Origin of the sequence: Pseudomonas quasicaspiana, assembly GCF_021147825.1 — a bacterium.
In the GTDB taxonomy this organism is placed as follows: Bacteria; Pseudomonadota; Gammaproteobacteria; order Pseudomonadales; family Pseudomonadaceae; genus Aquipseudomonas; species Aquipseudomonas quasicaspiana.
Window position 1 is genome coordinate 1 of the sequence record NZ_JAGTPI010000107.1, and the last position, 11,349, is coordinate 11,349.

General features: G+C 58.5%; 9 protein-coding genes. 6 read left to right on the forward strand and 3 right to left on the reverse strand.

Translation table 11 applies throughout. The features are described from left to right. Window positions 1-227: 227 nt before the first annotated feature. The gene (fadD2, locus tag KDX30_RS29035) at window positions 228-1,916 is read right to left on the reverse strand and encodes a long-chain-fatty-acid--CoA ligase FadD2 (protein ID WP_231678217.1); all 1,689 of its coding nucleotides are present in this window, start codon (window positions 1,914-1,916) and stop codon (window positions 228-230) included. Window positions 1,917-2,136: 220 nt separating this feature from the next. On the opposite strand from fadD2, the gene KDX30_RS29040 reads away from it, so the two are divergent. Then, the gene (locus KDX30_RS29040; protein WP_231678218.1) at window positions 2,137-3,081 is read left to right on the forward strand and encodes an alpha/beta hydrolase; all 945 of its coding nucleotides are present in this window, start codon (window positions 2,137-2,139) and stop codon (window positions 3,079-3,081) included. Window positions 3,082-3,122: 41 nt separating this feature from the next. After that, on the forward strand, window positions 3,123-3,593 hold the full coding sequence (locus tag KDX30_RS29045) for a MaoC family dehydratase (protein WP_027900991.1): 471 nt from the start codon (window positions 3,123-3,125) through the stop codon (window positions 3,591-3,593). A gap of 499 nt (window positions 3,594-4,092) precedes the next feature. Here the strand turns inward: KDX30_RS29045 and KDX30_RS29050 are convergent, their stop codons facing one another. Further along, window positions 4,093-4,254: a hypothetical protein gene (locus KDX30_RS29050; RefSeq protein ID WP_049827014.1), complete on the reverse strand. Its 162-nt coding sequence runs from the start codon at window positions 4,252-4,254 to the stop codon at window positions 4,093-4,095. A gap of 220 nt (window positions 4,255-4,474) precedes the next feature. Between KDX30_RS29050 and KDX30_RS29055 the strand changes: the two genes are divergently transcribed. The 3 genes from KDX30_RS29055 (at window position 4,475) to KDX30_RS29065 (ending at window position 7,131) form a co-directional block, all read left to right on the forward strand. After that, window positions 4,475-5,359, forward strand: a complete 885-nt coding sequence (locus tag KDX30_RS29055) for a LysR substrate-binding domain-containing protein (protein WP_231678220.1) — start codon at window positions 4,475-4,477, stop codon at window positions 5,357-5,359. A gap of 90 nt (window positions 5,360-5,449) precedes the next feature. Continuing rightward, on the forward strand, window positions 5,450-5,920 hold the full coding sequence (locus tag KDX30_RS29060; RefSeq protein WP_231678219.1) for a RidA family protein: 471 nt from the start codon (window positions 5,450-5,452) through the stop codon (window positions 5,918-5,920). Beyond that, a complete protein-coding gene (locus tag KDX30_RS29065; RefSeq protein ID WP_122397380.1) occupies window positions 5,917-7,131 on the forward strand; it encodes an aminotransferase class V-fold PLP-dependent enzyme in 1,215 nt (404 codons plus the stop codon). Before KDX30_RS29060 ends, KDX30_RS29065 begins: the two co-directional genes overlap by 4 nt. On the opposite strand, the gene KDX30_RS29070 is transcribed toward KDX30_RS29065, so the two are convergent. Continuing rightward, a complete protein-coding gene (locus KDX30_RS29070) occupies window positions 7,128-7,466 on the reverse strand; it encodes a hypothetical protein (RefSeq protein ID WP_027900995.1) in 339 nt (112 codons plus the stop codon). The two genes, KDX30_RS29065 and KDX30_RS29070, sit on opposite strands and share 4 nt — an antisense overlap. 215 nt (window positions 7,467-7,681) lie before the next feature. Between KDX30_RS29070 and rapA the strand changes: the two genes are divergently transcribed. Next, a complete protein-coding gene (rapA, locus tag KDX30_RS29075; RefSeq protein WP_122397379.1) occupies window positions 7,682-10,528 on the forward strand; it encodes an RNA polymerase-associated protein RapA in 2,847 nt (948 codons plus the stop codon). Window positions 10,529-11,349 lie beyond the last annotated feature (821 nt).

Consider the following 11,349-nt stretch of genomic DNA (forward strand, 5'->3'; position numbering starts at 1 on the left):
TCGACCAACAGATCGAATCGCGAGCAAGCTCACTCCTACAGGTCCCGTGTTTGCTGCGCGACAGCGTGGTGTCAGGGACACCGGGGCAGCTCCCACAGGAATCACTAATGATGTGGGATCGGCTTTAGCCGGGAGAGCACCCTTTCAGCCGATAAAAATGCATCGACCTTAGTGGCCTCCTCCCGGCTAAAGCCGGTCCTACGGAAATCCAGCAATCTACGTATTGCTCAAGCGAGATCCCGCAACTCCCTCCTGAGAATCTTGCCCACCGGCGTCATAGGCAACGACTCGCGCAGCACGATCTGTTTGGGCACTTTGTAGCCGGTGAAGTTTTCTTTGCAGAACAGCTTCAGTTCTTCAACGCTGACGCCGCCTTCGCGAGGCACCACGAACAGTTTCACCGCCTCCCCCGAGCGCTCGTCCGGCACGCCAATCACGGCGCAGTTGGCGACGCCCGGATGCCCCATCACCACATCTTCAATTTCATTCGGGTAGACATTGAAACCCGACACGATGATCAGGTCCTTCTTGCGATCGACGATGCTGACAAAGCCATCGGCTTCGATCACTGCGATGTCACCGCTCTTGAACCAGCCATCTGCGTCGAGCGCTTCGGCGGTGGCCTCTGGACGTTGCCAGTAACCGAGCATCACCTGCGGGCCTTTAATGCACAGCTCGCCGCGTTCGCCTGACGGCAACTCGTTACCCGCATCATCAATGACCTTCATCAACGTGCCTGGCACGGGAATGCCAACCGTACCAAGACGCGCATACTCGCCATAAGGATTGGCGCTGGCAACGGGCGAGGTTTCGGTCAAACCATAGCCTTCGACAATTCGGCAGCCGGTCATCTGCTCCCAGCGCTCCGCGGTGGCCTTGACCAGCGCCGTGCCGCCGGAATTGGTGCTTTTCAGGCTGGAGAAATCCCGCGACTTGAAATTCGGGTGATTCATCAAGGCCACGAACAGCGTGTTGAGGCCGATCATCGCCGTGAATCGCCACTGGCCAAGCTCCTTGATGAAGCCGCCAATGTCTCGCGGATTGGTAATCAGAATGTTGTGATTACCGCTGACCATCATGCACATGCAATTCGCTGTAAATGCATAGATGTGATACAGCGGCAGCGGCGCGATCATGATCTCCTTGCCTTCCTGGAACACTGGTTGCCCGTCGCTGCCATGCTGCAACATACAGGCGTAAACCTGCTGCATGTTGGCGACGAGATTTCCATGGCTGAGCATCGCGCCTTTGGCCAGGCCGGTGGTCCCGCCGGTGTATTGCAGCACCGCGATGTCACTGAGTTGCAGGGCCACTGGATTCAATCGATGGCCTTGCCCCTGATGCAGTGCAGCTTTGAAACGGGTTGCCTGCGGCAAGTGATAGGCCGGGACCAGCTTCTTGACCTTGTCGACGATGGTGTTGATCAGCCAGCCTTTGGCGGTCAACTGCATGTCGCCCATTTTCACTTCGATCAGGTACTGGATATCGGTGTCGGGCAGCACTTCCTGGACGAGCTTGCCGAACATGTTCAGATAAACCAGCGCCCGGGCGCCGGAATCCTTGAACTGGTGGCGCATTTCCCGCGCGGTGTACAAAGGGTTGGTGTTGACCACGATCAGGCCGGCGCGCAAGGCACCGAATACGGCAATCGGGTATTGCAGCAGGTTGGGCATCTGCACCGCGATGCGATCACCGGGTTTGAGGTCAGTATTCCGCTGCAGCCATGCCGCAAAGGCGGCGGAATGGCGATCCAGGTCAGCATAAGTCAGGGTCACCCCCATGTTGGTGAACGCCGGGCGGTCGGCAAACTTGCGACAGCTGCGTTCGAATACTTCAACAACCGACATGTACGCCAGCAAATCCACTTCGGACGGCACGCCTGCCGGTCGCTTGTCGCTCCAGAAATCAGGTTGCATTGTTTTTATCCTCTTACCTGAGATTACCTGAGACTGTCTGACCCACGATGATGGCGCGGGGACTTCGCGGACGTTAGCAGCTAAAACAGGGAAGGCAAACAGAGAAGGTCGCGACATCATTACCATGAATTACAGAGCTGGCCGGTCTGCAATTCTTCAGTCACTCTACACTCCACAAACAGAGCGTTTTAACGCCGTTCCTACCGTTTCCGGAGTTGTCATGAAACATCAGCCGTTCTGGCTCGACGCCAGCGACCGAAGCCGTCTGTACGTCAACGTATGGTTACCTGAGGTCGAGCCAAAAGCGGTGGTCATGCTGTCTCACGGCATGGCCGAACACAGCGGCAGATATGCGCGCCTGGGCATGGCACTGGGCGAAGCCGGGTATGCACTGTATGCCCACGACCAGCGCGGCCATGGCAAGACCGCTGATCAAGGCATGCTCGGCCATTACGCTGACGAACAGGGCTGGGCAAAAGTAGTCGGCGATCTGGCCAGCGTCACTCAAACCATTGGCCAACGGCATCCCGACGTACCGGTTTTCCTGCTGGGCCACAGCATGGGCAGCTACATCGCCCAAGCTTATTTACAGCACCACGGCGCAGCCCTGCAGGGAGCGATCCTCAGTGGCTCCAATTTCCAGCCAGTCGCTCTGTATCGCGGCGCTCGCGTGATCGCCCGCCTGGAGCGCTTTCGCCAGGGCAACACAGGCCGTAGCCGACTGATCGAATGGCTTTCGTTTGGCTCATTCAACAACGCGTTCAAACCGGCACGTATCTGTTTTGACTGGCTCAGCCGTGATCCTGATGAGGTCGACAAGTATGCGCTCGACCCAATGTGCGGCTTCCGTTGCACCAATCAACTCTGGCTGGACATGCTTGCCGGTCTGCAGCAAATCAGCAAGCGGTCGAATCTGGCGCAGATCGATCCGGGCTTGCCGTTGCTGGTAATTGGCGGCGAATGTGATCCGGTGAGTGATGGCAAGCGTCTTAAGGATCTTGCCGACGCATTGGTCGCGGCAGGCCACCAGATGTTACAACTGAAGATCTACCCGCAGGCGCGGCATGAACTGCTCAACGAAACCAATCGTGATGAAGTCACCCGTGATCTAATCGACTGGCTGGAACAGGCAATGCATCAGCCAAGACCGCGTCGGGCGGAATAAACGCTGCGTTTGACATCAATATTCAATTTTCAGGATCACTCATGACCCAGGTTACCAACACGCCGTACGAAGCCCTCGAAGTCGGTCAGACCGCCTCATACAGCAAGACTGTCGAAGAACGTGATATCCAGTTGTTCGCCGCGATGTCGGGCGACCACAACCCGGTCCACCTCGACGCTGAATACGCGGCCTCGACCATGTTCAAAGAGCGCATCGCCCACGGCATGTTCAGCGGCGCATTGATCAGCGCTGCAGTGGCCTGCGAGCTGCCTGGGCCGGGCACGATCTATCTCGGTCAGCAGATGACCTTTCAGAAGCCGGTCAAACTGGGCGACACCCTGACTGTGCGTCTGGAGATTCTGGAAAAGCTGCCTAAATTCCGCGTGCGCATCGCGACCCGCGTGTTCAATCAGCGTGATGAGCTGGTGGTAGACGGCGAAGCCGAAATTCTTGCGCCACGCAAACAGCAGACCGTGACGTTGACGACGTTGCCAGCGATCAGCATCGGCTGATACGGACCATTGTAGGAGCTGCCGAAGGCTGCGAAGGCGGTGTATCAGACCCACCTTTTTCGCAGCCTTCGGCAGCTCCTACAGACATAGCCAATCAAAAAAGCAAAAAAATGGGCGACCGAAGTCGCCCAAAATGCCTTGCGTGCTCTTTTTACTGGAAGGCCTCTGCTCGAGTCCTTCCAGATGAATAGTCCCTGTTCAATAGGACTAGATTAACCAGATGCGCACGGACAGGAATTGACCCAGATCAATAGCACCGCACGCTTTGTTCTAGAGGGCATGGATATCTGATTGGGTCAAAGATATTGGAGGGTTCAGCGGATCACTGTTGGAGCGAGGCTTGCCCGCGAAGAACGATATTGCGGTGTGTCTGACTTACCAAATCGACTGCTTCGCGGGCAAGCCTCGCTCCAACAGGACTGTGTTTGCTGCGCGACAGCGCCGCAGCGAAGGCGCGGCGGTCCCTCCTACAGGAAATGTACTCGGTGCGGACAGGCGCCTAGCGTTTCTTGGGCTTGTTTTTCGATTTTTTCTTGCCCTTGGCCAAAGGCATCGCCTGTTCGAATGCATCGCGCATTTCGTTGAGGCGTTTATCTTTCAGATCGTGTATCCGCTTGGCGCGCTCTGCGCCCAGGTCGATCAGGTTTTCATCTGCGCTCATGGACAACAACTCTCGAACACTGGGAAGTGGGCCAATAATGCGCAATCGCAGTGGCTATGACCAGTGGCTATCCGACAAGAAAAACCACCTTTGTTCACGCCAATCCTTTTTTGACGGCACAATTGCCGGTCAGCGCTGCTTATCAAAGGACCGAATACTCGTGCACTCACCCTCTTCAGACCCCTTGCCATTACCGGCATTGCATGGCGACCTGCCGCCGATGCTGACGCTGCGTGCCTTCGAGGCCGTGGCGCGGCATCTGAGTTTCGTCAATGCAGCCCGCGAGTTGTCAGTGACGCAAAGCGCTTTAAGTCATCAGGTTCACAAACTGGAAGAGTTTCTCGAGTGCCGCCTTTTTATCCGTCGCACTCGCGCCATCGAACTGACCGAGGCAGGACGCGCTTATCAGCTACAGGTTCGACAGGCACTGGAAGGCATTGCCGCAGCGACGCGCATTATTCGCCATACCGCGCCCGCGCCCAGCGTATTGCGCATCGGCCTGCTCGCCTCGTTTGCAACGATGTGGCTGGCACCGCGTCTGTCCAGCTTCATCTCGGCCAATCCCGATATCCGCGTCGAGCTGGTGCCGTCCTACGATCTGGCCGATGTGGCGGGTGGCGAAGTGGCGCTCGCGATCCGCTACGGCAAAGGTGGCTGGCCCAACGTCAATGCAACGCGCTTGATGAACGAACGTCTTTTCCCGGTGTGCAGCCCACAGTACAAAGCCGATTGGCTCGCAGCGCAACAGGGTGTCAAACAGCCTGGACTGGCGCCAGGCCCTTTGCTTACTGCTCAGGCGACCATTCCGTTCGAATGGCTGGACTGGGCCAGACAGGTGCGTATCGATATCAGCCAGCTGTCGAGTCTGATGCTGCACGATTACAACATCGTGGTTGAGGCAGCGGTCTCCGGACAGGGCATCGCCATGGGGCGTGATCGACTGATCAATCGGCGCTTGCTGGATGGCTCGTTGGTGCAGTTGCTGAACGGCGCCGTATATGAAGGGGAAATCGGCTACTGGCTGGTAACCGGCGACGAGCCACTGAATAGCGCCGCACAACGCTTCGCCGACTGGCTGATCGCAGCGAGCCGCGAGAATGATTGAGCAATATCGATACGTAGGGTGAAATCTTTCAGTTTGTCGGACTGATCGCCGCCTTTCATTGTGCGCCCATCTTTATAGGGAGAGCGCCCAATGAACAACAGCCTGCGCGAGCAACTCGAAAAACTGGACCTGCAGCTTCCGACTCCGGACAGCCCGGCCGGCAACTACGTCAGCACAGTGGTCAGCCAGAACCTGCTGTACGTGTCGGGACAGATCCCCATGGTTGACGGTCAGCCCGCTTTCATCGGCCGGGTGGGTGACACGCTGAGCGAAGAGCAAGGCATCGCAGCGGCAGAACTGGCAGCCCTGGGATTGCTGGCTCAACTGGACTCGGTGATCGGCGACGATCTGTCGAAGCTGTTGCAAATCGTGAGGCTGGGCGTGTTCGTCGCATGCCCCAGCGACTTCACGCGACAGGGCGCCGTGGGCAACGGCGCCTCGAATCTGCTGGTCAGTGTGCTTGGCAAAGCCGGTCAACACGTCCGCACCTCGGTCGGGGTTTCCAGCCTGCCCGTTGGTGTAGCAGTCGAAGTGGACGCCATCTTCGAGCTGAGACCATGAGTCAGACGTTGACCGAAGCGCACATCCAGACGCTGCGTGCCGCGACGCCTGGCTGCCAGCAAGTGATCCATTTCAATCATTCCGGGGCGTCGCTGCCGAGTCAGGCAACCGTGACGGCAATGATCGAGCACATGAACCGCGAAGCCAGCCAGGGTCCTATGGAAGCCGCGGCACAGGGCGAGATGCTGCTGGAAAACGCCCGCAACACCGCTGCGCGGTTGATCAACTGCGCGCCCTCCTCCATTGCATTTCTGGGCAGCGGCTCTGCGGCGTGGGGCATGGCTTTCAGCGCACTGGGAGCATGGCGTCGCGGAGACCGCATTCTCGTCGGGCGTCACGAATGGGGCGGCAACCTGGCTTGCATGGCCCAGGCCTTCGCCGCCGGAGCCAGCCTGGAAGTGATCCCATGCGATGAGAGTGGTGCGGTGTCGGTGTCCGCGCTGGAAGCGATGATCGATGAGCGTGTGCGTTTGATTTCTCTGACATGGCTACCGGCCAACGGTGGCCTGATCAACCCGGCTGCCGCCATCGGCACAATAGCGAAACGGTACGGTATTCCTTACTTCATCGATGCCGGTCAGGCATTGGGACAAATCAGCGTTGATGTGCAGGCGCTGGGCTGCGATGTGCTCAAGGGTGCCTGCCGCAAGTTCCTGCGCGGTCCTCGAGGTACGGCCTTGCTGTACATCCGCGAGGGTTTCGTCGAACAACTTCAGCCGCCATTCGTTGACGTTCTTTCCGCGCCCCGAAACGGCGAAAGTTTTACTCCGCGCAACGACGCTCGACGTTTTGAAACCAGCGAAATGTCGCTGACGCTGATCGCCGGTTTGAATAACGCACTGAGCGAAGTGGAAGCATTGGGCGTAGCGCCTGTCCGCCAGCGTATTCGGCAATTGTCGTCATTGTTGAGGAAGCGCATGGCAGAAGTCGCAGGACTGAAGCTACAGGACCTTGGCGAAGCGCATGATCACTCGGGGCTTGTTTCATTCACGCTGGAGGGCTGGGACGCCCCGGAGATAAAAAAGGAATTAGCCATGAATGGGATAAACATCGGCGCCAATGGCGTGGCTTATACGCCGCTGGACATGCAGGCCAGAGGGCTGGTGAACATTGCGCGGATTTCGGTCAGTCATTTGAACACTGAAAGCGAGATAGAGACGTTGCTCACGGCATTGCGCGAAATGAGCAACGGACAGCGGAAAACAGCCTAGACCTGAACGTCGACCCAAAGCCCCTGGCGCGGCTCGTCATCAATCAGTGGCACAACCGGAACGGTGTTGTCGGCATTCAGCGCAACACCGGGGACGGCCAGATGTTCAGGCTCGTCGTAACCTTCTTCGCGGCGACGCTGCTGTTCTTCGTGGCGTTGCTGCTCTTCGCGCAACAGCCAAGCGTTGCGCTGCTCTTCTTCGTTGCGCAAGTCGATATTGGTTTCGCCAGAACTGGCCTGCACCGGCGCCACAGGAGGAATGTCAGGTACCTGCCGGGCCGGATCCAGTTGTGACGTCACGGGTACCACACTCAGGGGAAGCGTCGGCTGCAACATTATTAGTTCTCCTTTTGAGTGGATGTCGGCCAAGCGTCTACCGACTTGACCCCGTAAATGAGAAACTTTCGACTCTGTTTTTGGTAACTAGTGCCTTTAACAGGCTTAAATTGTTGCAAGGGCGTTTAAATACAGGTGTTTTGTCACTGTACCTTTGGCCTGGGCAGCGTGTTCCGTTAACATAGTCGGCTTTTTCAAAGCGGGAGACAGGCAGCATGGCGCAGCAGTATCAACCGGGGCAACGCTGGATTAGCGACAGCGAAGCCGAGCTGGGTTTGGGCACCGTTCTGGCACAGGACGGCCGCTTGTTGACCGTGCTCTACCCGGCCACTGGCGACACACGTCAGTACGCACTGCGAAATGCACCTTTGACGCGCGTGCGCTTCTCTCCAGGCGATGTGATCACTCACTTCGAAAACTGGAAGATGACCGTCCGTGAAGTCGATGACGTTGATGGCCTGCTGGTCTACCACGGCCTGAACGCGCAAAACGAAGCCGTCACCCTGCCGGAAACCCAGCTGTCGAACTTCATCCAGTTCCGTCTGGCGACCGACCGCCTGTTTGCCGGGCAAATCGACCCGCTGGCCTGGTTCTCTCTGCGCTACCACACCCTGGAACACACCAGCCGCCAATTGCAGTCCTCTCTCTGGGGCCTGGGTGGCGTGCGTGCGCAACCCATCGCGCACCAGTTGCACATCGCCCGTGAAGTGGCTGATCGTATTGCGCCGCGGGTTCTGCTGGCGGACGAAGTGGGTCTGGGTAAAACCATCGAAGCCGGCCTGGTTATCCATCGCCAGCTGCTTTCGGGCCGCGCCAACCGCATTCTGATTCTGGTGCCGGAAAACCTTCAGCACCAATGGCTGGTGGAAATGCGCCGCCGTTTCAACCTGCAGGTCGCCCTGTTCGATGCCGAACGCTTTATCGAAAGCGATGCCAGCAACCCGTTCGAAGACACTCAACTGGCGCTGGTTGCGCTGGAATGGCTGGTCGAAGACGAGAAAGCTCAGGACGCACTGTTTGCTGCTGGCTGGGACCTGCTGGTCGTCGACGAAGCTCACCATCTGGTCTGGCATGAAGACAAGGCGAGCCCTGAATACTCGCTGGTCGAGCAACTCGCTGAAGTCATCCCGGGCGTACTGCTGCTGACCGCCACTCCGGAACAACTGGGCCAGGACAGCCACTTCGCGCGTCTGCGCCTGCTTGATCCAAACCGTTTCCATGATCTGCATGCGTTCCGCGCCGAGAGCGAAAACTATCGCCCGGTCGCTGAAGCCGTGCAGCAACTGCTCGACAAGGGCCGCCTCTCACCTGAAGCGCACAAGACCATCCATGGTTTCCTGGGTGCTGAAGGCGAAACCCTGCTGGCGGCCGTCAATGACGGCGACGAAGAAGCCAGTGCGCGCCTGATCCGCGAATTGCTTGACCGCCACGGCACTGGCCGGGTGCTGTTCCGTAATACCCGTGCCGCAGTGCAAGGTTTCCCGGAACGCAACCTGCACCAGTATCCACTGCCCTGCCCGGCTGAATACCTGGAACTGCCGCTTGGCGAACACGCAGACCTGTATCCGGAAGTCAGCTTCCAGGCACAGCCGGACGCCAGCGAAGAAGAACGCTGGTGGAAGTTCGACCCGCGTGTCGACTGGCTGATCGATACCCTGAAAATGCTCAAGCGCGTCAAGGTACTGGTGATCTGTGCTCACGCCGAGACCGCGATGGATCTGGAAGACGCCCTGCGCGTGCGCTCCGGCATTCCGGCCACGGTTTTCCACGAAGGCATGAACATCCTCGAACGCGACCGCGCTGCCGCGTACTTCGCTGACGAAGAGTTCGGTGCTCAAGTACTGATCTGTTCGGAAATCGGCAGTGAAGGTCGCAACTTCCAGTTCGCTCACCATCTGGTGCTGTTCGATCTGCCTGCACATCCGGACCTGCTGGAGCAGCGTATCGGTCGTCTGGACCGGATCGGCCAGAAACACACCATCGAACTGCACGTGCCATTCCTGGAAACCAGCCCGCAAGCGCGCCTGTTCCAGTGGTATCACGAAGCGCTGAACGCCTTCCTTAATACCTGCCCGACCGGCAACGCCCTGCAACATCAGTTCGGCCCACGCCTGCTGCCGTTGCTGGAAAGCGGTGACGACGATGAGTGGCAAGTGCTAATTGATGAGGCGCGTACCGAACGCGAGCGACTGGAAAGCGAACTGCACACCGGCCGCGATCGCCTTCTGGAGCTCAACTCTGGCGGCGCTGGCGAAGGTGAAGCACTGGTCGAAGCTATTCTGGAGCAGGACGATCAGTTCACTCTGCCGATTTACATGGAAACCCTGTTCAATGCGTTCGGCATCGACAGCGAAGACCATTCGGAAAACGCCCTGATCCTGCGCCCCAGCGAGAAGATGCTCGACGCCAGCTTCCCGCTCGGCGACGACGAAGGCGTGACCATCACTTACGACCGCAACCAGGCGCTGTCTCGTGAAGACATGCAGTTCATCACCTGGGAACACCCGATGGTGCAAGGCGGCATGGACCTGGTGCTGTCCGGCTCGATGGGTAACACCGCCGTGGCGCTGATCAAGAACAAGGCGCTCAAGCCCGGCACTGTCTTGCTGGAGTTGCTGTATGTGAGTGAAGTGGTTGCACCGCGCTCGCTGCAACTGGGTCGCTACCTGCCACCGGCCGCCCTGCGCTGCCTGCTTGATGGCAACGGCAACGACCTGTCGGGGCGCGTGTCCTTCACCACGTTGAATGATCAGTTGGAAAGCGTGCCACGTGCCAGCGCCAACAAATTCATTCAGGCTCAGCGCGACACGCTGAACCCGCAGATAAACGCCGGTGAAGCGAAGATCGCCCCGAAACATGCCGAACGCGTTGCTGAAGCGCAGCGTCGTCTGGCAGCGGACACCGACGAAGAACTGGCCCGTCTGACCGCGCTGCAAGCCGTTAACCCAACCGTGCGCGACAGCGAACTGGTTGCGTTGCGCGAACAGCGCGAGCAAGGACTGGCCATGCTGGACAAGGCAGCGTTGCGCCTTGAAGCGATTAGGGTGTTGGTGGCGGGTTAATGGCCTGGCGATAAATCACCGCGCCCCAATCGCGGGCAAGCCCGGCTCCCACAGAAGATCGCATACCCTGTTGGAGCGAGGTTTGCCGCGAAGCCGTCAATGCAATCCACTTATTCGCTCTTCGCGAGCAAGCTCAGTCCCCACGATCACCACCGGTCCTGTGGGAGCCGAGCTTGCTCGCGATAACGATAACGCGGTGTATCTGCCTACTGCGCTGGCCTTATCGCGGGCAAGCCCAGCTCCCACAGAAGATCGCATACTCTGTTGGAGCGAGGTTTGCCGCGAAGCCGTCAATGCAATCCACTTATTCGCTCTTCGCGAGCAAGCTCAGCCCCCACGATCACCACCGGTCCTGTGGGAGCCGAGCTTGCTCGCGATAAACGATAACGCGGTGTATCTGCCTACTGCGCTGGCCTTATCGCGGGCAAGCCCTGCTCCCACAGAAGATCGCATACTCTGTTGGAGCTAGGTTTGCCGCGAAGCCGTCAATGCAATCCACTTATTCGCTCTTCGCGAACAAGCTCAGCTCCTACGATCATCACCGGATCTGTGGGAGCCGAGCTTGCTCGCGATAAACGATAACGCGGTATACCTGCCTACTGCGCTGGCCTTATCGCGGGCAAGCCCGGCTCCCACAGAAGATCGCATACCCTGTTGAAGCGAGGTTTGCCGCGAAGCCGTCAATGCAATCCACTTATTCGCTCTTCGCGAGCAAGCTCAGCCCCCACGATCACCACCGGTCCTGTGGGAGCCGAGCTTGCTCGCGATAAACGATAACGCGGTGTATCTGCCTACTGCGCTGGCCTTATCGCGGGCAAGCC

What these genes read in the sequence shown, in the direction of transcription:
- fadD2 (WP_231678217.1), bottom strand. Translation starts at nt 1,916, where the DNA reads ATGCAACCTGATTTCTGGAGCGACAAGCGACCGGCAGGCGTGCCGTCC.
- KDX30_RS29040 (WP_231678218.1), top strand. Translation starts at nt 2,137, where the DNA reads ATGAAACATCAGCCGTTCTGGCTCGACGCCAGCGACCGAAGCCGTCTG.
- KDX30_RS29045 (WP_027900991.1), top strand. Translation starts at nt 3,123, where the DNA reads ATGACCCAGGTTACCAACACGCCGTACGAAGCCCTCGAAGTCGGTCAG.
- KDX30_RS29050 (WP_049827014.1), bottom strand. Translation starts at nt 4,254, where the DNA reads ATGAGCGCAGATGAAAACCTGATCGACCTGGGCGCAGAGCGCGCCAAG.
- KDX30_RS29055 (WP_231678220.1), top strand. Translation starts at nt 4,475, where the DNA reads ATGCTGACGCTGCGTGCCTTCGAGGCCGTGGCGCGGCATCTGAGTTTC.
- KDX30_RS29060 (WP_231678219.1), top strand. Translation starts at nt 5,450, where the DNA reads ATGAACAACAGCCTGCGCGAGCAACTCGAAAAACTGGACCTGCAGCTT.
- KDX30_RS29065 (WP_122397380.1), top strand. Translation starts at nt 5,917, where the DNA reads ATGAGTCAGACGTTGACCGAAGCGCACATCCAGACGCTGCGTGCCGCG.
- KDX30_RS29070 (WP_027900995.1), bottom strand. Translation starts at nt 7,466, where the DNA reads ATGTTGCAGCCGACGCTTCCCCTGAGTGTGGTACCCGTGACGTCACAA.
- rapA (WP_122397379.1), top strand. Translation starts at nt 7,682, where the DNA reads ATGGCGCAGCAGTATCAACCGGGGCAACGCTGGATTAGCGACAGCGAA.